The following is a 24,808-nucleotide window of genomic DNA, read 5'->3' as shown; positions in this document are numbered from 1 at the left end:
ATGACTACTAATGACCACGTAGTTAAGCCTGAACGATTGATGCCCCATCCTGGCGGTTTCACCGATAAAACCTATCGTTTCACCGAACACCAGCTTGAGATATAGCTACTCTTCCCTGCATCTTCGACTCACGAACGGGCGGTGCACCCTTCTATACCTTTCTCTTTTTTACCGAACAACATAATGAACACTAAACGTATTCTATTCGCCAGTATGCCCTTAGAAGGGCACTTTAATCCACTAACGGGGCTGGCCGTTCATCTGCAACGGCTTGGCTACGATGTTCGCTGGTATACGGGGCCTTCGTATGCCGACAAAGTTCATCGGCTTGGTTTACCGTTTTATCCGTATCAGCAGGCCATCGAGCTGAATCAGGACAATTTCGACGAGATAATACCGGAACGGAAGCAAATAAAGGGGGCTATTGCCAAGCTGCGATTCGATATTAACCATGCTTTTCTGTTGCGGGTACCGGAGTTTGTTGCCGATTTGACCAGTATTCATCAGGAGTGGCCGTTCGAGTTGCTCGTTTGCGATGTTGCCTTTACCGGTGCGCCCTTTATCCGACAATTGCTCAATGTGCCGGTGGCAGCAGTGGGTGTAGTGCCGCTCATCGAAACCTCCCGGGATTTGCCCCCATCGGGGATGGGGCTGACACCAATGCGTGGGGTGCTGGGTAGACCCATACAGGCTTTACTGCGTTACCTGATCACGCATCACCTGCTAAAAACATGCACGGATCAATATAATCAACTGCTCCAGGCGTATGGCTTACCCAAAACAGCCAAATTTCTCTTCGATGCCATGATTCAGCACTGCGACGTGTTACTGCAAAGCGGTGCGCCTGGGTTTGAGTACCCCCGTTCCGATATGAGCGAAACTATTCGGTTTGTTGGTCCCATGCTGCCTTATACTAATGGCGTAAAGCGCCCATTCGCGGACGTAACTAAAGCCCGGATGTATGAGCGTGTAGTTCTGGTCACGCAGGGAACCGTTGAGCGCGACGCAACGAAACTGATTGTTCCAACACTCGATGCCTTCAAAAACGATAGCCGAACGCTCGTTATTGTAACAACCGGGGGCTCACAAACCGCTGAATTAAGAGAGCGCTACCCCCAGGAAAACGTCATCATCGAAGACTTCATTGACTTCAACTCCGTTATGCCGTATACGGATGTATACGTGACCAACGCGGGCTACGGTGGTGTAATGCTGAGCCTTCAGCATGGTTTGCCAATGGTGGCGGCCGGGGTTCACGAAGGTAAAAATGAGATTGCTGCCCGTGTTGGGTATGTTAATGTGGGGGTAAACTTAAAAACTGAGCGTCCTACGGCCCGCCAGATTCAGACAGCCGTAGAAGAGGTGCTGACCAACCGGGACTACAAGCGGAACGCGCAACGCCTTCGGGCTGAATTTAAGCAGTATAATCCCAATGCACTTTGTACAAAGTACATTACAGACTTGCTGGAAAAGCAGCCAGTCGTGCGCGAGCCTGTCCTGAACTCTGTGGAGTAATTCATCAACCAAACTAATCCTGTTTCAGCGGATCATCATGAAAATTATTCGTTGACCCTAATAATAGTACGACGAATTCGATTCGGGTTGTTTTTCGGGTGAAGAAAGTCTGAAGATAGGTTTACGTAAGGTACTCATCGAACCTGCTTAAAGTAAATCCTTGGACAGGTTCATTCTTTTTAAGTTGATTCGTTCCGATCAAAATACCTGCTTAACGTTTGAACGGTAGATGCTACTTAGGAAGATGCTTTTAGGGTTAATGATACGGTCATTACCTGATGGCGCAAGGCAGGAGCCTTGCGCCATCGTTTAAGCCTGAATTAATCTATTCATGAAGAGTCTCATTTTCCTTAGCGTTTTTACGTGTAGTCTACTTACTCAACTGTGTTTGGCACAGCAACCGACCAAGCCGGTTGTTACGTACCGAAATCCAGTCATCTCGGGCGATTTTGCCGATCCATCCATTATCCGGGTTGGTACCACATACTATGCCGCAGGGACTTCCTCGGAGTGGGGGCCACCGTACCCCATGTATACATCCACCGATCTGGTTAACTGGACGTACCTTGGGCCAGTTTTTAAGGAGATGCCAGCCTGGACGATGGGCAGCTACTGGGCACCGGAGCTTTTTTATCGGAATGGGACGTATTTCGTGTATTATACCGCCCGCCGGAAGTCGGACAAGCGATCGTACATCGGCGTTGCCTCTACCCGCGACCTGCGGAAGGGCTTTACAGACCACGGTTTATTGATCGAATGGACGACCGAAGCTATCGACGCGTTTGTGCTGGAAGACCAGGGGAAGTTATACATTACCTGGAAAGCTTACGGACTAGACAAAGGGAAGGCTATTGAGATACTGGGTGCCGAACTCGCTGCCGATGGTCTTAAGGTGACTGGTAAAGCGTTTACGCTCCTGACCGCTGACAAAAACAACTGGGAAAGCGGAGGTGCAGAAGGGCAGGCTATTTTCAAACGGGGGCGCTATTACTACATGACTTATTCCGGCAATGCCTGTTGTGGGGCCCGCTGTAATTATCAGGTAGGTCTGGCCAGGGCCGAAAAGCTCCAGGGACCCTGGGAGAAGTACGCCGGAAATCCGGTGCTGGTCAGCGATAGCATCTGGAAATGCCCTGGCCACGGAACAGTAGTCACTACCCCCGATAACCGCTATTTTTACCTGCACCATGCGTATAACGGAGTCGATTTTACGTCTGTGGGCCGCCAGGGTGTACTCAGTGAATTAACCTGGGATGACAAAACCCAATGGCCTGCCTTTCGATACGGTACTGAAATGCCCGCTGTGTCTGAATCCCCAATGGGCGTCAGCCAAACGATGCAGCCTGGCCTGAAGCTGGACTTTGGAACCAACAAAACCGAAATGCCCTGGGTATGGGATGTAAGTTTGCCTAAACCTACGTTTACTGTTCAGGAAGGCCAGCTTCAGTTAGTAAATACGGCCTCTGGTTCAATAGGTAGTTTTCTGGGATTCGTTATCAAGCGAGGAACGTATACCTTCTCGGCAACCATTCGCCCGCAAGTGGATGTCCTTCAAAGTATATGCCTGTACGGTGACGCATCGAATGGGCTTGGCTTGGGTGTCCGGAAAGGCCAACTGGAACTTTGGCAGGTGAAAGATGCCGTTCGAACGGTACTGGAAACACAGTCGATACCTGAATCACTATCATCCATTAGCTTGCAAGTCCATACCGCTGCCGGACAATTTTACACATTTAGCTGGTATACGGGTGGCACAAACCCACAACTCCTAACAGCCGGACCACTCAATGGATCTTCCGTGCCCCGGTGGGATCGCGCCCCACGTATTGGGGTTAGCGTATCTGGGACGGGTAAAGAGAAGAGTCATATCCAATCCATTCAACTGAACTACAACTAAGCAGGCTGATTTTTGCCTTGATATTTAGTAGTAAACCGAGCCATTTTTCGCTTCTTATGGGGCAGAAATAGGATCAGTTATCTTATTCGTTCTAAACGGCCTTTTCAACTGCCTATAAACAGACAGCTGAAAAGGCTTTTTCGTATTCAGCACTATACACCTTGGCTCCACGTTTAGTAATAAATGTAATTACGCGAAGTTTTATTTTTACTTTTTTTTGCTGACGACTAAGGGTAAATAGGGTTGAATTCGTCACCCTATTAAATACTCATCCTTAGCCAATGCGCCCAGTCGAAAACTTTTCAGTTTCAGAAACTCCCTTTCACAAAGGGGGGATTCACCGGCATGATGAAATACAGTCAGTAGTGGTAGATAATGAACATCTGATTCGGGTAGCTTTTGCAGAGTCGACAAACAAGGGCTTTGAAGCACTCTTTCGAATCTATTATCAGGCCTTATTCAGCCATGCAGTTCGCTTTGTCTATACCAAAGAGAAAGCGGAAGATATCGTGTGCGAAGTCTTTCACGATTTTTGGAAGAGCAATAGTTTCAATTCCATTAAGATCACTTATCGGGCTTACCTGTATGCGGCTGTTCGAAACCGGGCCTATAGCTACATCCGCCACGAACTCCGGGAAGAGCGCAGCATGACCTCCCCGGAGCTGTCGGAGCAAATGCCCAGTACCGAAAGCCCGCAATTACTGATCGAATATGATGAGCTCTATCAACGGATCGAATCGGTTATTCACAACATGCCCCCCCAGTGCCAGCGTATCTTTCTGCTGAGCCGGTTCGAAGGAAAAAAGAACCACGAAATCGCTACCGAATTGGGTGTAGCCTTGAAGACCGTTGAGGCCCATATGGCCCGCGCATTAAGTCTCCTCCGTAAGGTCGTCCTCGCCCTGGGCCTGCTTTTTCTGGTTAGTTAACTAAGGGTAAAACACACCACCATTGTCAACCTTACTAAATGATGGATTATCATATGGAAGATATACTAGATAAAAAAGTAGTATTCGATTATTTCTCGGGTCATACAACCCCGCTTCAAAAAAAAGCAGTTGAGGCCTGGTTACAGGATACCGCTAATCATGAGCAATACTATCAGTGGTTGCATGAGTGGGAGTTATCCCATTTGCAGGCCACGGCATCCTGGCAGGATGCGTTTAATCGGACGCAGGAGCGAGTGAACCAGGAAGTCCCCGCGAGCAGTCCCTTTTTGTCCGTATCCTATAATCGGAGCTGGTGGGCATTTTCTAATCGAAACATGGTGGCAGCCATTGTTCTGGTTACGCTGATTGGTGCTTCTTTATTCGGACTAAAGGATCGTATTTTTTATAAGACCATTCAGGTTGGCTATGGACAGACAGAGCAGGTTAAACTGACTGATGGATCGCTGGTCGTATTGAATGCCAACTCGTCGATCCGATTCCCGAGGTTTGGTTTTGGCGATGGTACCCGTACCGTTGAACTAACTGGAGAAGCTGATTTTCAGGTGCAGCATTCCCCAAAAAATCAGCGCTTTGTGGTGGTTACGCCCAAAGGATTACAGGTAACCGTGTTAGGTACGCAGTTTACGGTTTTTGCCCGCCAGCGACGATCTCAGATAACACTACGCACGGGTAAAGTTGCGTTGCAAATGAGTCAGACGCCTAAAGCGCCTTCTATCATTATGAAGCCCGGCGACCTGGTAACCCTGGATAATTCGGGCAAACTAACCCGAGCGCATACTACTAATCCGGAAGTCCAGTCGGCCTGGAAGCATCAGCGGATTACGTTAGAGCGGACCTCGTTGAAAGAGATTGCCGCCATACTACAGGAAACGTACGGTTTTCAGGTCGAGATAAAAGAGCCTGAACTAGCCGATCGTACGGCAACGGGTTCCTTCCCCGCCCATAATGCCGATGAAGTTCTGGAAATGATCACTGAGCTGTTCGATATCAACTTTACCCGCCAGAATAATAAAATCGTTTTTAAAGACTAATTCCTACCCTCTAAATCCCGTTAAACCATGAGATACTTTTTACGGGTAACTCGTAAAGCATTACTACACAGTGGTTTGTTGTTTGTGTGCTATCAGGCACCGGCTCAATTGCTAGCCAGCACAAAAATTAACGCAGTGAGTACGCATGCTGTGCAGGCAACCACCATTTCGTTACGAGAGGTCCTGATTCAATTTAAAGCCCGCTATCATGTTGATATTCTGTTTGAAGATCGACTGGTCAATCAATCCGTGAATTCGTCCGTCATTGAAACAACGGCAACGCTGGAAGAGAATCTGACGAAGGTGCTTCAGCCGTATGATCTTCGCTTTAAAAAAATAAAGGACGGTGTTTACGTGATCGTGAAAAGCCGGAAGGCACAGAGCACGGCTAGTCAGGGCTTACCAACGGGCTCTGAGACGACAGATATCCTACCAACCACTCCGCTGAACCGGACTAGCCTGCAACCCTACAATTCGCTGGAAATGCACCTTCCGGCTCCGGCAGATATTCCGGTTCAGGGTAAAGTGATCGATGATAAAGGGGAGGGTTTACCCGGTGTCAGTATTGTTATAAAGGGTACACAAAAAGGAACAACCACCGATGCTGACGGAAATTATAAACTGGATGTTCCCACAGCGGCTGCCATCCTGATATTTAGTTTTGTAGGTTACCTGCCGCAGGAAGTCAACGTGGGCAATCGTACGGTTGTGGATGTTACCCTCAAAACGGATGATAAAACCCTGGATGAAATTGTAGTTGTCGGCTACGGAACCGTCAAGAAAAAGGATTTGACGGGATCGGTTGGGGTAATCAGCAGCAAAGAAGTAAAAGACCTGGGCGTAACCCGGATCGAGCAGGGATTGGCTGGACGGGTAGCGGGTGTGCAGGTAAAAGCCGTTTCCGGCGAACCGGGTGCCGCACCGCAGATTCGGGTGAGAGGTATCGGTAGTATTTCGGCAGGAGCCGGTCCCCTGTATGTGGTCGATGGGTTTCCGACGGATAACATTCAGACCTTGAACCCAAACGATATTGAAACCCTGGACATTTTGAAAGACGCTTCGGCTACAGCTATTTATGGATCGCGTGGATCGAACGGTGTGGTTATAATTAATACCAAGCGCGGCAAATCGGGCAAGGCGAACATTACGCTGGATACCTACTACGGCTGGCAGAACGTATCGAAAGTGCCCATCATGAAGAATTCGCTCCAACAGGCGCAGTTTTTCTATGATGGGATGCGGAACAAAAATCTGGATGCTGGTAAAGATGTAACAGGGCCACCTACTGCCTGGTTTACGCCAGTTCCCGCCATTATCATGGACGTAATTGAAGGCCGGAACACTACCGATGAAAACTCCCTGGATAAAGTATTGATTACAGCTCCCCAACGTCAGATTCAACTAGCTGCAACAGGAGGCTCCGAAAATATTCGCTATGCGGTAAGCGGTGAGTATTTCAATCAGGATGGGATTATCATCAACAGCGGGTTCAAGCGGTATTCGTTACGAACGAATATTGACGCCCAACTCACAAAACGGTTATCGCTGAAGCTGAATTTCAATCCATCGTATACAGATCAGCGTTCGCTGCCGTCGACCGGAGTTAGTGGAGGTACGGCCAGTACGCTGGGGATTGTAGCCTCTACCTTACAGATTCATAATTTTCGGCCGTTGTTAGATGCCAATGGCAACTACTTTAACTACGCTGGCCTGGCCGACATGGCCGACATTTATAACCCGCTGGCCGTGGCGAAGGAAACGATCACCTCGCAAAAAGGCCTTCGTCTGCTGGGGAATATCAACCTCGATTACCAGATCATGGATGGCCTGAAGTTCAACGTGCTGATAGGGGGGAGTCTTATAAGCGGCAAGGGCATGTATTTTCGGCCGCAGCGCGTTTACTTCGCCAATGAGCTGGCGCTAGGTACCGATAACTCATCCCTGATTACGAACTGGCTCACCGAGTACACCTTAAATTACACGAAGAGTTTCAACAAGCACTCCATTTCGGCTTTGGCGGGTTATACGGTTCAGAAAGAACATGGTGAGTCTAATTTGTTGAGCAGTAATAAGTTTCCAAATAATTTAGTGCCTACCTTAAGTGCCGTTGGTGGGCTAATCACCAACGGAACGTCAAGCATTTATGAGTGGTCGTTGCTGTCATATCTGGCACGGGTCAATTACAATTACAACAGTAAATACTACGTAACTACCTCCATTCGTACGGATGGATCGTCCCGCTTTGGAACTGAAAATAAATATGGGATATTCCCATCTGTTGCCCTGGCCTGGCGTATTTCGGATGAAAGTTTCCTGAAAAACATCCGCGCCCTCAACGAACTTAAACTCCGGACCAGCTACGGTGAAACCGGGAACAATAATATTGGTAACTACGACCAGTATGGAACCATCGCCTACGAAAATTATGGTCTGGGCAACTCAGTAGCAACGGCCATTGCACCCGGTCGTATTGGCAACCCATCCTTAACCTGGGAGAAACAAACCTCCATCAATTTTGGGGTCGATGCCAGTTTCTTTAACAACCGGATCAGCGGCTCGATTGACCATTTTCAATCTAAAAACACGGACCTGCTACTGAACGTAAACATCCCGAATAATACCGGTTTCAGTACGGCCCTGCAAAATATCGGCGAAGTCAGAAACACCGGCTGGGAGTTTGTGCTCAGCACCGTAAACGTTGACAGAAAAATTAAATGGTCAACGGACTTTAACCTGTCGACGTACCGAAACAAAGTGGTGAAATTAGGTCCCCAGGGTGATCCAATTTACTCGGGAAACAACGTTACCCAGATTGGCCAGCCTATCGGGATGTTCTATGGCTGGTTGACCGATGGGATCTTTAAAACCCAGGCTGAACTGGACAAGGGACCATTTTATAACCCAACTGGTAGTGACCGCTCGCACGTGGGGGATATCCGATTTGTGGACATCAACGGCGATGGCGTCATTACAAATGCGGATAAAACGATCATGGGCTCGCCTTATCCTGATTTCTATTATGGCATGACGAACCGCGTCAGCTATAAAAATATCAGCCTGAGTTTCACGCTGCAGGGTTCGCAGGGGAGCCAGATCTATAATACCTCACGCGGTGGAGGGAATAGTGGCCGCGCCCGTGTAAGAGGCTATGCGTTCAGCAATAACTACTGGAAATCGGAACAGGACCCTGGTGATGGCAAGACACCCCGCCCCAACGATACGCCAACGGGTGGTGTTCGGCTACCCAGCCAGCTCTTCCTGGATACCGGTACTTATCTGCGGGTCAATAACATCTCGTTAGCGTACGTACTGCCCGCCAATATTGTACAAAAACTGGGGCTCAACTCCCTTCGGGTTTATGTAAATGCATCGAACCCGTTCCTGATCACCAAGAACACGGCGTTTAATCCGGATGTCAGTACAACGGATAATCCATTGACGCCAGGCGTAGAGGCTAATGACTATCCACTGCCCAAAAGCTTACTCATCGGTTTAAATGTGGGATTTTAATTAATCGAAAATGGATAGTGTAAAATGAATGATGGATAATGATTTGGCCTGATAATCAGGTGTATGTATTGTCCATTTTACATTATCCATTTTCTTGAAGACTACGAACATGAAAAAAATAGCCTGCCTTGTCGTTTTCGCATCCATGTTCACCGTGTCATGCCAGAAGGACTTTATTGAATTGAATCCAATATCTACTGTTAGTGTTGAGGCCGTCTATAAAACGGACAAAGATTTTCAGGATGCGGTGGTTGGCGTATATAGCATGCTTAAAAATCAGTATCAGGATTTCTGGATTTTTGGCGATCTACGCGCCGATGATTCGTGGCACGCGCTGGGGAATGATGCTTTCTTGATTTCGGTGGATAAGTTCAACATGAATAGTGATGCCAACTTAATGATATCCACCTGGCGAAATTATTACAGTGCCATCAGCCGGGCGAACCTTATTCTATCGAAAATTGAAGGAACCGACCCGGCCGTTGTGACGAACAAAGACCGGCACATTGCAGAAGCCAAGTTTTTACGCGCCTTCGCCTATTTTGATCTGGTACGTATTTTTGGTGATGTTCCCTTGAATACCAAGCCGACTACAATTGAGGAGGGCTATACTAAAGTACGGGAGAAGGTCGATAAGATTTATGATGAGGTGATCATCAAAGATCTGCTGGAGGCCGAAGCCAAGCTTCCCGCCAAGTATACAGGTGTGGATGTGGGCAGAGCTACCAAAGGAGCGGCTAAAGCCATTTTAGGGCGGGTCTATATGACCCGGAAGGATTTCGTGAAAGCAGAAGCCAAATTTCAGGAAGTAACCACCCTGGGTTATGCACTGCTCCCCAATTACAAAGACCTGTTCGATTATACCAAAGACGAACATCATAGCGAGTACATCTTCGATATTGAGTATCAGGATGGCAACCTGGGGGCAGGCAGTGGTTTCTCGAATAAATTTTTGCCCAAATCCGCCAATTCATTAGCAGAAACTTTTTACGGCATTAAAGGTGGTGCTGGGGAACAGAATACGCCAACCCTTGCTCTGTTCGATTCCTTTGACCCCACCGACCCAAGACGGGACGTTACCGTGGCCAAAGGATATACCGATAACAACGGCGTTTTCCAGGGCTTTTTACAGATTGCAACCTTCACCAAAAAGTATCTGGCCATTACGAACTCGCTGAATGACAGCAAAGTAAACTGGAAGGTGATCCGTTATGCCGATGTCTTATTGATGTATGCCGAAGCCCTGAACGAAAATGGCAAAACAGATGTCGCCCTTACCTACCTGAATCAGGTGCGCACACGGGCAAAAATGCCTACCTTCTCAGGCCTGACAAAAGATCAATTGCGTACCAAAATCTACGACGAACGAATCTATGAACTATCCATGGAAGGTGTACGCTGGTTCGATCTGGCACGGACAGACCGGTTAGCAACCGTTATGGGACCGCTTGGCTTTAAGCCCTATAATGCACTATTTCCGATTCCATTAGTCGAAATACAAATCATTAATAACCCAGCTGTTCTGCCGCAGAATCCAGGGTATAATTAGTGGGTAATTTGCCCTTACCTAAACTACCCCCAACCCCCTAAAGGGGATAGTTCCCATGTCGAGCAAAGCCCTCTTTAGGGGGGTGGGGGTAGTTTTAGATGAACTGATTCCTCACTGGTACGCCAGCCCGGTCGGCAAGCCAAGCGAGAACGGGAGGCTAAAATAGAACCTACAAGATGATCCTAAAAAACAACGCCATATTTGCCGCCCTGTCAATCCTCCTTTCTCTAACAGGAATACAGGTTGGCTTTGCTCAGCAGAAAAAGAACCCTACGCCAGCGGTTGGGCTGAACTACATCGATCCGACTATTGGGAATGTGGCACCTTTCTACAATACCAATCGGCCGATCGTTCAGGTGCCCAACCAGATGGTACGCATGTTTCCTAAGCGGCAGGATCACCTGGATATGCAGATCACCGACTTCCCGATGTCGTCGCTGAATATCATTACGCCCCAGGTCATTTTTGCAATTAAGCCCTATGCTGGTGCCCTGGCCGATACAGGTTGGTATAGACGCCTGACGTACGACCATGATCTGGAGGTTACCCAACCCTGGTACTACTCGGTAAAACTAACAGATGATGATGTCCTGACAGAATATACGGCGGGCGAAAAAACAGGAATCTACCGATTTACGTTTCCGGCAGGCGCCAAGAAAAACCTGCTTCTTTCACACTATTACGCAAAAGGAAAGTACGAACTAACCGATGGCAACACCCTAACCGGTGTAGAGTTCGTAGATGATGCGAATCATCAGCAAAAGGGCATTGCCTATTTGTATGGAAAGGTGTCGGGCAAACCAGAAAGTGGAAAGAAGCAGGGCGAAAAAGATTGGGGTCGATACACAGTTTTGGGGCCTCCCCAAAAGCATAAAAAGGTAGATGGGGAACGGGCATACTTCAGTTATGGAGAATCCGATGCACCTGTGCAGGAATTTCGCTACGCCATTTCGTTTATTAGCCCCGAACAGGCTAAGAAAAACTTCGAAAAAGAACTGACCAACGTTACGTTCGATCAGCTTAAAGAGAAAGGCAAAGCCGCCTGGGCAAAAACCATTGGCCAGGTGAACGTTGAGGGCGGTACCGACGCCCAGAAACGCAGTTTTTATACCGCACTCTACCGCTGCTACGCCCGCATGGTGAATATGTCGGAAGAGGGGAAGTATTTCAGTGGGTATGATAAAAAGGTTCATCAGGACGCCCGGCCATTCTACACCGACGACTACACCTGGGGCAACTACCTGGCGCTTCACCCGCTACGCTCAATCCTCGACCCTAAAGCGGAAGCTGATATGCTCCAAACGTATGTACGGATGTATCAGGAAAGTGGCTGGATACCCGAATATCCTAAATTCTTTGGCGACCGGGCGGGCATGTTTGGCTTCAAATCAATGGTGGTCTTTCTGGATGCCTACCGGAAAGGAATCCGGGATTTCGATACGAAAACGGCGCTGGAAGGCATGGTAAAAAGTGCCGACAAACGTACCATGCTCCCGCACCGCAACGACCCCAAAGGCGCGCTGGACGATTTTTACTACGCTAAAGGTTATTATCCAGCACTCCACCCCGGCGAAGTTGAAACCGACTCCGTTGCCAAACTCCACGGTACTGGTCAACGACGATCGTCTGTGGCTATTACGTTGGGCAACAGCTATGATAGCTGGGCACTGAGCGAATTTGGAAAAGAACTGGGCAATCAGGATGTGTATAAAAAATATGCGCCCCGAGCCCAGAATTATAAGAATGTCTGGCATGCAAAAACCGGCTTTTTTATACCAAAGGACGCTCAGGGAAACTGGATCGAAATTGATCCCAAATTTGATGGCGGTCATGCCGGGAATGATTATTACAACGAGAACAACGGCTGGAGCTACCGCTGGAATGTACAGCAGGACATCAAAGGCTTTACCGACCTAATGGGCGGACCTGATAAGCTGGAACAAAACCTTGATCAGCTTTTCCGGGAAGGTCTCGACCGGAGCAAACCCGTGTTCTGGGAGAAGTTCCCTGATCAGACAGGCATGATCGGCCAGTTTGCGATGGGCAACCAGGTGACCTTCTTCATTCCCTACCTCTTCAACTACACCAACGCCCCCTGGAAAACCCAGAAATACACCCGACTGCTGCTCGACACCTGGTTCCAGGATACCATCTTCGGGGTGCCGGGCGATGAGGATGGGGGTTCCATGTCTTCGTTTGTGGTTTTTTCGGCCATGGGTTTTTACCCCACCACACCCGGTTTACCCCGCTACAGCATCACCAGTCCGCTGTTCACCAAAGTGAGCATCGACCTGCCCAACGGCAAGAAGTTCACCCTGCTGGCCCCCAAGTCATCACGTCGCAATAAGTACATCCAATCGGCCACGTTAAATGGCAAGCCGCTGAAATCGCTTTCGTTTAGCCATGATGAGTTGATGAACGGGGGCACGCTGGTGCTGGACATGGGCGAGAAAACCGATACAAAATGGGAGATAACGTATTAGCGTACCCATGGGTACATATATACAACTAAACACCTTTAACCTTCCCGGGAATATGTTCCTATTACACCATAGTCTACGTAAAACAGCTTTAACCGCCCTGATTAGTACCCTATGTCTGTGTCAACTCAGTCTGGCGCAAACGGGGAAAATAAGCCAATCGGGCATAAATTACATTGACCCCACCATTGGCAACGTAGCCCCTTTGCTGAACACGAATCGGCCTATTGTTCATTTGCCCAATCAGATGGTACGGGTGTTTCCCCATCGGCAGGATCATCTGGATATGCAGATCACCGATTTTCCGATGCTGTGCCAGAATATCATTACACCCCAGATGATTTTTGCCATAAAGCCATCCGTTGGCAACGTAACGGATACGGCCTGGTACAGCCGATTAACCTACGATCATGACCTGGAAGTGACCCAACCCTGGTACTACTCGGTAAAACTGACGGATAGCAATATCCTGACGGAATATACGGCTGGCGAGAAAACGGGTATCTACCGATTTACCTTTCCGGCGGGTACGAAGAAGAACCTCCTGCTATCGCATTACTACGCCAACGGGAAGTATGAGCTACAGAATGGTAACCAGCTAATGGGTACGGAGTTTGTTGTCGATGCGATCCATGAGCAGAAAGGAACTGCTTATATCTACGGCGTTTTCACTGGAAAGCCGCAAACGGGTAAAAAAGATGGCGAAAAAGACTGGGGAAAATATACCGTAAGTGCCGTGCCTGAAAAACCCAAAAAAATGCCCGGCGAACGCGCTTTTGCCAGCTATGGGGAATCCGATGCGGCCGTACAGGAATTTCGTTACGCCATTTCATTTGTCAGCCCCGAGCAGGCCAAGAAGAACTTCGAGAAAGAACTGACCGGCGTTACATTCGATCAGCTTAAAGAAAAAGGTAAAGCGGCCTGGGAGAAAGTTATTGGACAGGTTAAGGTAGAAGGTGGGACCGAATCCCAGAAACGGAGTTTCTACACTGCCCTGTATCGCTGCTATGTGCGCATGATTGACTTTTCGGAGAACGGAAAGTACTTCAGTGGCGCTGATAAACAGGTACATGATGTTACTCGCCCTTTCTACAACGACGATTACACTTGGGGTAACTACCTGGCACTGCACCCCTTACGGTCGATTCTTGATCCCAGGCGGGAAGCCGACATGCTGCAATCGTACGTGACCATGTACCAGCAAAACGGCTGGATGCCCGAATACCCAAGACCCTTTGGTGATCGGCCCGGTATGTTTGGCTTCAAATCGTCAGTTATGTTTCTGGATGCGTACCGAAAAGGTATCCGGAATTTCGATGTGAAAACAGCATTTGAAGGCATGCTCAAAAACGCCGAGCAGGCAACCATGCTCCCGTTCAGAAATGGCCCTAAGGGAGATCTCGAAGAATTCTATTTTACAAAAGGTTATTATCCCGCACTCCATCCCGGCGAGGCCGAAACGGATGCCTTTGCGTCACAGAAGTCGGGTCAGAAACGCTCGGCGGTAGCTATAACCCTTGGCGATTCCTACGACAGCTGGGCGTTGAGCGAATTGGGTAAAGAGCTAGGGAACCAGGAAGCCTATAAAAAGTATGCACCCCGAGCCCAGAATTATAAGAATGTCTGGCAGGAGAAAATAGGGTTCTTTATGCCTAAAGACGCCAAAGGCAACTGGATCGATATAGACCCTAAGTTTGATGGGGGGCATAATGGATTTGATTACTACAACGAAAATAATGGCTGGAGCTATCTGTGGAATGTGCAGCAGGACATCAAAGGACTGAGGGAGTTACTGGGTGGAGCCGATAAAATGGAGCAGAAACTCGACCAGCTTTTCCGGGAAGGCCTCGACCGCAGTAAACCCGTGTTCTGGGAGAAATGGCCGAATCAGACCGGCATGATCGGCCAGTTTGCGATGGGCAATCAGGTGACCTTCTTCATTCCCTATCTGTTTAACTACACCAACGCCCCCTGGAAAACCCAGAAATACACCCGACTGCTGCTCGACACCTGGTTCCAGGATACCATCTTCGGGGTGCCGGGCGATGAGGATGGGGGTTCCATGTCTTCGTTTGTGGTTTTTTCGGCTATGGGTTTTTACCCCACCACACCCGGTTTACCCCGCTACAGCATCACCAGCCCGCTGTTCACCAAAGTGAGCATCGACCTGCCGAATGGCAAGAAGTTCACCCTGCTGGCCCCCAAGTCATCGCGTCGCAATAAGTACATCCAATCGGCCACGTTAAATGGCAAGCCGCTGAAATCGCTTTCGTTTAGCCATGATGAGTTGATGAACGGGGGCACGCTGGTACTGGATATGGGCGAGAAAACCGATACCAAATGGGAAATGCAAAATTGATTTTTTTAACACAGAGCCACAGGGAACACAGAGATTAAAAGTCTGATTTTTTAGTAAAATAAATCTCTGTGTTCCCTGTGGCTCTGTGTTAAAAAAATCTCAAGAGCCTAATTTTAAATACACCTATTAATGCAATCAACCCTATGAAATGGACACAGGTTATTGATCCACTTAACAATATAGCTTTGTCCGTTCTGGTCGCGGCAGTGCCTATTATCTTCATTTTCTGGGCATTGATCATCAAGAAAATGAAGGGCTATCAGGCTAGTTTGATTGCCATCGTGATTGCTGCGTTCATTGCCATTCTGGTGTATGGAATGCCGGTTAAACTGGCTGTTCTGTCCATCGGACATGGCGCTTTATATGGCCTGTTCCCTATCTGCTGGCTGGTGGTCATGTCCGTTTTTCTCTTTAACCTCACCGTTAAGAGTGGTCAGTTCGAAATTATTAAGCATTTCATGGCGTCCATCACTGCCGATCGGCGGTTACAGGCACTGCTGATTGCGTTTTCCTTCGGCTCGTTTCTGGAAGGGACCGCTGGTTTTGGCGCACCCGTTGCTATCACAGCGGCCATGCTGGTAGGCTTAGGCTTCAACCCACTTTATGCATCGGGGATCTGCCTGATCGCCAATACGGCCCCGGTTGCGTTTGGCTCCATTGGTATTCCCATTACGGTGGCCTCGCAGGTATCCGGTATTCCTGAGTTGCCCATTTCGCAAATGGTTGGACGGACGCTGCCGATCCTGTCGATCATGCTGCCTTTTTACCTGGTCATGATCATAGCGGGCTTTAAAAAGGCCAGAGAAATATGGCCCGCTGTGCTGGTAACGGGGATATCGTTTGCCTTCCTGCAATGGTTTTCGTCCAATTATTTAGGGCCATCGCTTCCCGATGTTATTGCGGGTTTGGGCTCGATTGTCTGTCTGATGGTTTTTCTGCGTTTCTGGAAACCTAAAACGGTATGGCGTTTTGCCAATGAACCAGCTCCTACGTTTGATGCCAGCATTACCTACACCAGCGGACAAATGCTTCGAGCCTGGTCGCCGTTTATTGTACTGACCATTATGGTGATTGCCTGGGGTATGCAACCGATCAAGGACGTACTCAACTCCATTGGTATGTTCCAGTTCGAGTTTCCGGGACTGCACAATGCCATTCAGGGGCAAGATGGTACTGTATTGCCCAAGCTATTCAAAGTCAATTACTTATCGGCCGCTGGTACGGCAATACTCATTGCCGATCTCGTAGCCATCCCGTTAATAGGTCTGACCTATAGCGAGGGTGCCAGGGTGTTCGGGGCTACGTTGAACCAGCTAAAATTCCCGATTCTGACAATTGCCGCCGTATTGGGATTTGCCTACATTTTGAATGATTCGGGTATTACGCTAACCCTGGCGGCCGTACTGGCTAATACAGGATTTATGTTCCCGTTTTTTGCGCCGGTGCTGGGCTGGTTGGGTGTGTTCATTACAGGCTCTGATACATCGGCCAATGCCCTGTTTAGTAAACTTCAGTACGCTACGGCGACGTCCATTGGGGTTGATCCCGTCGTGACGGTAGCGGCCAACATATCAGGTGGTGTTGTGGGTAAAATGATTTCTCCTCAATCCATTGCCGTAGCCGCAGCAGCCGGTAATCTGGTAGGTCAGGAGTCTGAATTGTTCCGCTTTACGGTGAAGCATAGTTTCTTCATGCTACTCCTGATCTGCCTGATTGTACTGGCGCAGGCCTATGTACTGAAGTGGACAATTCCTGTGTACGAAATGCTCGGCACGACGAAAACGACTACTAGTCTGGATGCATCACGAGGGTATGTGTACCTTTTGGGATTGGCTATTTTGTTAGTCACTCTGGCATCGACCATTGTCATGCTGGTGAAAAAGAAGCCCCAGACACCGAATCTGGTGAGCTGATTTTATATGAACAAAAAGAAATTTGTCCATAGAGCGGCCCGTCGTTACGGCACAGAGAACATAGAGTTATTTGGAGCCTTCGGATCTCTGTGCCTCTGTGGTAAAAAATAATAGGTAAACTGAAACCCTATCCTTAATAAACGTGATGAAACGATTCATTTTTCGAAGAGAACGTATGCTGGCATTCTTTGTGATGCTCTGCATAGGTACCTTGAACGCCCAGGTAGTCAAGCGATCGAATGTACCCGCCCCAGCTTTTGAAGTTACCGGAAGTATTTATCCCTGGGAAGTACATGATGAAGGCATTGATCTGATACTCGACAATATGACCAGCATAGCCGGGATAAATTCGGTGTATATGCTGGCGGTTATGCACCAGGAGCATCGTCCGTTCAACAACGATAAATTACCCGGAACCTTTACGTTTAACCATAATCCGGTTCGTAGAGAGTGGGATGCCGAAGATTCCAGAGCGTATTTCCGTCCCGACATGAGCCTGTACGGGCGGATTAAACCCATGTTTTCAAAGTACACCTGGCTCAACGAGACCGACTGGCTGAAACTGGTTCTGGATAAAGCCCACGCACGCGGTCTGCGGGCGGGTGCGGAGGTTTCCCATACGTACATTCCGGTGGAATACCTGAATCAGCATGAAGAGTTTAAGCAGCGGGATATCAACAATAACCCCGTTGAGCGGCCTTGCACAAATCACCCCGATGTGCGTGAATACTTAGTAGCCCTCTACGGCGATCTAGCTAAAAACTACGATGTCGATTATGTTCAGACCTGTATGCTGCTCTTTAGCCGGTCCGATGATCCCGTAAAAGGAGGTACGTGTTTCTGTGAATCCTGCAAACGCAAAGCCAAGGCGATGGGCTTTGATCTGGAAGCGGCTATCCCCGTTCTGAAAGACAATCCGTATGCACAACCGCAGTTGGATAACTGGCGTAATTTCCGGAAAGCATCCACGACCGAGATCTATAAGTTAGTGACGGATAAACTGCACGAGGTAAATCCAAAAATTGACTTTCGCTTGAATGACCTCAATGACCGCACATCTGGATTAGCCCTGGAAGAGCTAAAAAACAACATCAACTCCGTTCACTTATCAACGCACACGGAGCAAAATGGCTATCAGAAATCAGATCGTAAATCCAGGATAGCCACTACTAAATACTTCATGGGAAATGATATTCCCATTATCCCTGGCGTACCAACCCGCTTGCTCACTACACCTGAAATTGTGAAATCCAGCATCAAGATTTCGGTGGATGGGGGTGCCAAAGGAATCGGTGTCAAGCACTACGACGGCTCACCGTATTCGTTGCTTCGGGCTGTACGGAATGGCCTGAGCGAAGCGGGTGTTACCGGATTTACGCCCATTATGGGTATGGAAGTTGAAAACATGACACTCACGGGTTATACGCCTGATAAGTTCCTGATTGAGCCCAGCGTACAGACAACCAGCAAAGGAACGGCAAAATCGACCTTCACGAATCCATCGGGTGTTTATGATATTGTGGTATCCTACGCGGATGAAAAAGGGGGGCAGGGCAGTTTGGCGGTATCCGTTGCTGGAAAGCAGAAAGCATCCTGGAAGCTGACGGATGATGTTGACTGCTGGAAACGCAAGACTATTCCCAACGTGAAAATCAATACGGGCGATGAAATTGAACTCGTTGGCATGGCCAATGGCAGCGAAACCGCCCGTGTCGATTTTATTGAATTTATAGCGCAGCCCGTAGCTGGCAAATCGAAAGCTTCGGCAAAGGCGCACTGATTGTACATTGCTTTTTGCATCATAGGTTGGTTTGGAAATCATGGCGGATATTCTGCCATGATTTTTTATCCTGATGATCACACTTAAAGTATTCAATTTCTCAAAGAAATAGAACGCGGATCTTTATGATCAATATGATTAAAATATGATATTGAAAAATCATAATTGATCGTAATAATCTGCGGGCCATAAATAACATGACTAAAGACAAGGTAATTGGATGGATTGGGACTGGGCTTATGGGAAAGCCGATGGTCAAACACCTGCTACAGGCAGGCTACAACGTAAACATCCAGAATCGGACAAAAAGCAAAGCAGCTGAATTGATCGAACTGGGGTGTACCTGGTATGATACCCCAGCCGAGGTGGCTATTAATTCCGATATAGTTGTCACGATCATTGGTTCACCACTTGATGTGGAGGAATGTTATTTTGGGCAAGAGGGGCTATTTACAGGCATAAAACCCGGTACCATTTTAATCGATATGACAACGACTAAGCCAAGTCTTGCCATAAAGATTGCGGAGGTTGCACGTACGCACGGTGCCCAATTTATAGATGCGCCCGTTTCGGGTGGCGAGGTAGGCGCTATCAATGGAACCTTATCGATTATGATCGGGGGCGATAAATCGGTGTCTGACGCTGTGCTTCCCCTGTTTGAGACGTTCGGTAAAAATATTGTGTTTCAGGGACCTTCCGGTTCAGGTCAACATACCAAAATGTGCAATCAAATTACGATTGCGGGTACCCTGATTGGCGTTTGTGAGGGGTTGATCTATGGCCTGAAAGCGGGACTTAACTTAACCACTATGCTGGAGTCAATTTCCAAAGGGGCAGCGGGTTGCTGGAGTCTGGATGTGCTTGCTCCAAAAATTGTCAGAGGAGATTATTCGCCGGGATTCTCGGTCGATAATTTCGTGAAAGACTTACGCATAGCCCTGGAAGAAGCAGACGCTATGAACTTATCGTTACCCGGTCTGGCGCTGGTCAAACAACTCTATACGTCTATTCAGGCAATGGGTAAGGGTTCGTCGGGCAATCAGGCGTTATACCTTGCGCTTGAAAAACTGTCTGCTATGGACGAGCGCTAGTTTAATGTGGCGTCAGAGTAAGCATCTGACGCCACATTAAAGTACGTACTACATCAGAGCTGCGCCAAAAACCCCGGCGCTATCGCCAAGTTTGGGTTTCAGAAACAGGGTGTTGAGCCGTCCGTCGTTAAACACGTATTTTTTAGCTCGTTCCACCCCTTCCGTATATAACAAGTCGATGTTGCCAACGCCCCCGCCAAGCACAATGGCGTCGGGGTCGAGCATGTTTACGATTGTAGATACCGCTCGCCCAAAATACTCCAGCAACCGCTCAACGGTAGCCGTTGCGTAAGGGTCTGTGCCCTGATAATAACGATCAAGGATTTCTTTCAGGTTGCGGCTTTCGCCACTCTGTTCCAGGTAAAAGCGTTGAAGTGCCGGTCCGGAAATAACCTGTTCGTTACAGCCGCGTTTCCCGCAGTAACATGGATAGCCGTTCTCTTCCAGAATATTATGGCCCCACTCGCCACCAATCCCCTGCCGACCAGCCTGAACGATGGGTATTCCGTCGTAACCGCGAAAAACCACACCACCACCAACGCCGGTTCCTAAAATAACCCCAAAGACCGCCCGAAAATCGGGGACAACGTCCTGTACAATCCCCATCGTGGCTTCCGATAAGGCAAAGCAGTTTGCATCATTGGTGGTCGTAACAGGCACACCCAGCGCACGAGCCAGATCATCCCGGAACGGCTTCCCATTGATGCAGGTCATGTTCGAGTTTTTCATCGTACCGGTTGCGGGATCGAGTGTACCGGGTGTACAAAAACCGATTTTTTCTGGCTGGAGCCCCGTTTCAGCTTTGAGCAATTGGATTAGCTTGCCAATCTGGTTCACGATATGCTCATAGCCATAATGAGCTTCGGTATCAATGCGTTTGCGAATAATTACCGCGTCGGGTGAGGGGGCGGATAACACAACGCCTTCAATTTTGGTGCCGCCTAAATCAACACCCCAATAGGTTTGCATTAGGTAAGGGTTTACTGTTTTAAGTTCACTGTATTCGGTTTTAGGTTTACGGTTGGCTGGCGCGAGAATAAGCTTGCGCCAGCCAACCGTAAACCTAAAACCGAATACTATAAACCTTTTTTATTTTAAGTCAGTGATCGCGCAGAAGTCCATATCCCCGTAGTCGAGGTTTTCGCCGGCCATACCCCAGATGAAGGTATAGTTTGATGTACCAGCTCCGGAGTGAACGGACCAGTTGGGTGAAATAACGGCCTGTTCGTTCTGCATCCAGATGTGGCGGGTTTCCTGAGGTTGCCCCATAAAATGACACACACTTTGTCCCTGAGGCACTTCAAAGTAAAAATAGACCTCCATACGCCGGTCGTGGGTATGGGCGGGCATGGTATTCCAGATACTGCCTGCTTTGAGTTCGGTCATACCCATCTGCAACTGACAGGTTGGCAAAACGCTGTTTACCAATAACTTGTTGATGACTCGATGATTGGCAGTTTCCATGCTGCCTAACTCAACAACCTCCGCTTCGGACCGCGAAATTTTTCGGGTTGGGTAGCTACGATGAGCTGGGGTGGAGTTCAGGTAAAACTTAGCCGGATTGGCATCGTCGTGAGAACTGAACTGGACATCCTGTGTTCCCTGTCCAATGTACAGGGCCTCTTTGTATTCCAGATCATAAGACGTACCGTTTGCCACCACCCGGCCTGGGCCACCAACATTGATGATGCCTAACTCGCGACGTTCCAGGAAATAAGTGGCTTTGAGCTGGTCGGGTGCCTGCAGTTTAAGGCGTTCAGCAACCGGCATAACACCCCCCGTCAGGTACCGATCAAAAAACGACAATACCCAGCGAAACTGATCGACTACAAACAGCTTTTCGATAAGGAAATTCTGTCGGAGCTGGTCGGTATTCATTCCTTTTACTTCGCCGGGTGAGTTGGCGTATCTACTCTCGAAAACAGTTTCCTGTTCGACCTGGCTATTTGCAAGAGGAGTTAATTCAGTTTGCATAAAAGATAGGTGGCCTGCTAATAGCAAGCGTTTAGGTATTTTCCCGTAAAATAAGCACAAAATACGTTGGCTTCTGTGCTCTACTAGCGTTTCAGTCTACAGAGAAATAGTCTTGAACTGGCCTGAAATACCCTGTAAGTTGATAAAATTTTGGGAGTTAGTGTGCTATCTAAAAACCCCTAAATCCCCTAAAGGGGACCTTATCTGAGAGTAAGCAAAGTCCCCTTTAGGGGATTTAGGGGTTTTTAGGCTGAGAAAGAGCTAATTTTTAGATAGTTTCTTACTTCACTTTGTAAAACTTCGCCCCGAACAGGAAAATAACAGTGTAGCAGATTATGGGTAGATAGTAGGCATTCGCTACATCATGCTCAGCTGCCATACCCATCAAAAATGGGAATACAGCCCCCCCCGCTACACCCATTGAAATAAATGAGGCTGCCTGTTGTGTATGCGATCCCAGGTTTTTTAAGCCCAGACTAAAAATGGTTGGGAACATGATGCTGAAAAAGAAATTGAGCATCAGTAACGCAATAAAGGAAGGCCAACCAAAACTCTGCGTAATGATGAGGCACATCAGAATATTAGCAGCTGCGAAGATGGCCAGTAACGTATGGGGAGCAATAAAGCGCATCAGGAAAGTACCCACAAAACGTCCGGCTAGCATCAGACCCATAAACAGAACCATGTAATTGCCCGCCGTGGCATCGGAGAACCCCATTTTTTCATGGCCATAATTGATGAAAAATGCCCAGGTTCCTCCCTGTGCGGCCACATTAAACGTTTGCGCAATTACCGCCCAGACGAAGTGCGTATGTTGAAAAAGCGTTTTGCCAGGTTCAACGTCCACATTCGCTGCCTCAGGGTTGGTCGCTCCGTGTGGGTCTGTTAAAGCGGGTACTTTTACGAAGGAAAAAAGAATTGCAATAGTGGTAATAACACTGCCGATAGCAATGTATAAGGTTTTAACAGAAGTAAGATCTGTACTGCCCTCGGTGTTATTTCGTAGCAGAAAATACGACCCGATAGCTGGCCCGATAATGGCACCTAACGCATTGAATGCCTGCGCAAAATTGATCCGTTGATCGCTGGTACGCTGATCGCCAAGGGAGGCCACAAATGGGTGAGCAACCGTTTCGAGTGTGGAAAGGCCACAGCCGAGTATGAAAAGGGCAATCCCAAAATAGGTAAAGGAAACAGCAGCCGCAGCGGGGACAAACAAAAACGCACCGATTGCAAACAGAGACAGCCCCAGCAACACCCCATTTTTATACCCAAACCGCTTCATAAAAAAGCCAGCCGGGATACCCATGACGAAATAGGCGCCAAAAATAGCAAACTGAACAAAGGCAGACTGGGTCTTGGTGAGGCTCAGAACGTGCTGAAAATGCTTGTTTAAGACATCGCCCATGGTGATGGCAATACCCCAAAACATGAAAAGAGACGTGACAAAGACAAGGGTTACGAGGTATTTACTGTCGGTAAAAGTAGCTGGCGTCGATTTGCCAGTTGCGGTTGTTGCCTGCATGAGAGTAGGTTAATTAATAGCTAAGTAAGTAATCGAGTGTTCGGGCCCTCCGTTGATAAGTATGCACGTCTACAATTGTAAAGGCATTTTCCTGGCTAAAATACCCTTATCGTCTTCAGTTACTCGTTCTATGTAGCCAGCCTCATTCAATTTAGCTTAGTTGGTTACGCCCGATTTGGATGACCCAGATGGATTAGCTGGTATATACATTAGCGGAGAGGAGTAGCTAGACAAACTAGTTTACTTTTCATTCTACTAAATCGAACACGCTAACTGATGGAAAAATCATTTCTTGTCGTACTGAGCAGCTTGATGATCAGTCTACTATCTTCTGCCAATGCCCAAACAGGTACTTTAAAACCGGTATGGGAATCCGATACAACGCTGCGCACACCTGAATGTGTATTAGTTGATCCTGGCAAAAACGTCTTGTATATAGCTTGTATCAACGGAAATCCGACACTAGAGAACAAGAGCAGTTATATTGCTAAAATAGGTCAGGATGGTAAACTAATTAAACTGAAATTCACCGAAAATCTCAATTCGACCAAAGGCATGGGGATTATGGGCGACAAACTGTATGTTACCGAAATGACTCAGGTCGCGGAGATAGCGCTGTCTACCGGTAAGATCCTCAATCGCTATCCGATCGAAGGGGCTAAATTTCTCAATGATATTGCTATTGATACCCAAAAGGGAGTGATCTACGTTACCGATTCGAATGATAGCAAAGTTTGGTCGATCACCAATGGAAAAGCCAGTATTGTCTTGGCGGGTGCTCCACTGAAAGGCTGCAACGGCCTTTTGGTGGAAAATAATCAACTACTGATTGGTAATGGCGATGGTTCTCTACTGACGCTGAATCCTACGACCAAGCAACTGAATACAATAGCCAAAGGCATGGGCGGTATTGATGGTATTGTGGCGTTGGGAAACAAAACCTACATGGTAACTGAGTGGGGTGGCAAAATTTGGTACATTCGCGCCGATGGAACGACTGAACTGAAAATGGATACCTCAAAAGAGAAAATCAATTCGGCAGATATTGGGTACAATCCAACTACCCAAATGCTGTTTGTACCTACCTTTTTTCACAATACAGTTAAAGCGTATTCCCTCAAATAAGCTTAAGTCAAGTCTGTTCGGAATATACAATTCCGAACAGACTTTCCCTTCTTGTTAAATCGAATAGTCGCATAATTACTTACAACATACACCTCACCCTGACTTTCGA

Annotated in this window: 15 protein-coding genes; 12 read left to right on the top strand and 3 right to left on the bottom strand. The window is 48.0% G+C overall.

What is annotated here, in order from left to right:
- The first annotated feature begins 183 nt into the window (after positions 1–183).
- The 11 genes from ACYVGO_RS21555 to ACYVGO_RS21505 all read left to right on the top strand — a co-directional run bounded on the left by ACYVGO_RS21555 (position 184) and on the right by ACYVGO_RS21505 (position 20,075).
- Positions 184–1,515: a glycosyltransferase gene (locus ACYVGO_RS21555; RefSeq protein ID WP_460971042.1), complete on the top strand. Its 1,332-nt coding sequence runs from the start codon at positions 184–186 to the stop codon at positions 1,513–1,515.
- Positions 1,516–1,903: 388 nt separating this feature from the next.
- On the top strand, positions 1,904–3,412 hold the full coding sequence (locus ACYVGO_RS21550) for a glycoside hydrolase family 43 protein (protein ID WP_460971040.1): 1,509 nt from the start codon (positions 1,904–1,906) through the stop codon (positions 3,410–3,412).
- 281 nt (positions 3,413–3,693) lie between these two features.
- Positions 3,694–4,341, top strand: coding sequence for an RNA polymerase sigma-70 factor (locus ACYVGO_RS21545; protein WP_460971039.1), 648 nt, complete (start codon positions 3,694–3,696; stop codon positions 4,339–4,341).
- 53 nt (positions 4,342–4,394) lie between these two features.
- Positions 4,395–5,393 carry a FecR family protein gene (locus ACYVGO_RS21540; RefSeq protein ID WP_460971038.1) on the top strand — a complete coding sequence of 333 codons (999 nt, stop codon included), beginning with the start codon at positions 4,395–4,397 and terminating at the stop codon, positions 5,391–5,393.
- A gap of 27 nt (positions 5,394–5,420) precedes the next feature.
- Entirely contained in the window at positions 5,421–8,903 is a 3,483-nt protein-coding gene (locus ACYVGO_RS21535) for a SusC/RagA family TonB-linked outer membrane protein (protein ID WP_460971037.1), read from the top strand.
- A gap of 109 nt (positions 8,904–9,012) precedes the next feature.
- Positions 9,013–10,452, top strand: coding sequence for a RagB/SusD family nutrient uptake outer membrane protein (locus ACYVGO_RS21530; RefSeq protein ID WP_460971036.1), 1,440 nt, complete (start codon positions 9,013–9,015; stop codon positions 10,450–10,452).
- Between the two features lie 176 nt (positions 10,453–10,628).
- Positions 10,629–12,935, top strand: a complete 2,307-nt coding sequence (locus ACYVGO_RS21525) for a GH92 family glycosyl hydrolase (RefSeq protein ID WP_460971035.1) — start codon at positions 10,629–10,631, stop codon at positions 12,933–12,935.
- Positions 12,936–12,987: 52 nt separating this feature from the next.
- The gene (locus ACYVGO_RS21520) at positions 12,988–15,291 is read left to right on the top strand and encodes a GH92 family glycosyl hydrolase (protein ID WP_460971034.1); all 2,304 of its coding nucleotides are present in this window, start codon (positions 12,988–12,990) and stop codon (positions 15,289–15,291) included.
- Between the two features lie 143 nt (positions 15,292–15,434).
- Positions 15,435–17,204: an L-lactate permease gene (locus ACYVGO_RS21515; RefSeq protein ID WP_460971033.1), complete on the top strand. Its 1,770-nt coding sequence runs from the start codon at positions 15,435–15,437 to the stop codon at positions 17,202–17,204.
- 145 nt (positions 17,205–17,349) lie between these two features.
- Entirely contained in the window at positions 17,350–18,984 is a 1,635-nt protein-coding gene (locus ACYVGO_RS21510) for a hypothetical protein (RefSeq protein WP_460971032.1), read from the top strand.
- A 197-nt stretch (positions 18,985–19,181) separates the two neighbouring features.
- Positions 19,182–20,075 (top strand): NAD(P)-dependent oxidoreductase, encoded by an 894-nt coding sequence (locus ACYVGO_RS21505; RefSeq protein ID WP_460971031.1) that lies wholly within the window; start codon positions 19,182–19,184, stop codon positions 20,073–20,075.
- A gap of 48 nt (positions 20,076–20,123) precedes the next feature.
- Here ACYVGO_RS21505 and ACYVGO_RS21500 read toward each other — a convergent pair whose 3' ends face one another.
- The 3 genes from ACYVGO_RS21500 to fucP all read right to left on the bottom strand — a co-directional run bounded on the left by ACYVGO_RS21500 (position 20,124) and on the right by fucP (position 23,574).
- Complete coding sequence (locus ACYVGO_RS21500; protein WP_460971030.1) at positions 20,124–21,044, bottom strand: ROK family protein; 921 nt, start codon at positions 21,042–21,044, stop codon at positions 20,124–20,126.
- Between the two features lie 120 nt (positions 21,045–21,164).
- A complete protein-coding gene (kduI, locus tag ACYVGO_RS21495; protein ID WP_460971029.1) occupies positions 21,165–22,049 on the bottom strand; it encodes a 5-dehydro-4-deoxy-D-glucuronate isomerase in 885 nt (294 codons plus the stop codon).
- A 280-nt stretch (positions 22,050–22,329) separates the two neighbouring features.
- Positions 22,330–23,574, bottom strand: coding sequence for an L-fucose:H+ symporter permease (gene fucP / locus ACYVGO_RS21490; protein ID WP_460971028.1), 1,245 nt, complete (start codon positions 23,572–23,574; stop codon positions 22,330–22,332).
- 276 nt (positions 23,575–23,850) lie between these two features.
- On the opposite strand from fucP, the gene ACYVGO_RS21485 reads away from it, so the two are divergent.
- Positions 23,851–24,699, top strand: coding sequence for an SMP-30/gluconolactonase/LRE family protein (locus ACYVGO_RS21485; protein WP_460971027.1), 849 nt, complete (start codon positions 23,851–23,853; stop codon positions 24,697–24,699).
- Positions 24,700–24,808 lie beyond the last annotated feature (109 nt).

The sequence above is a fragment of the Spirosoma migulaei genome (assembly GCF_054776855.1).
The sequence above is the reverse complement of the archived record's forward strand: the minus strand, read 5'-3'. Positions and strand labels throughout refer to the sequence as shown.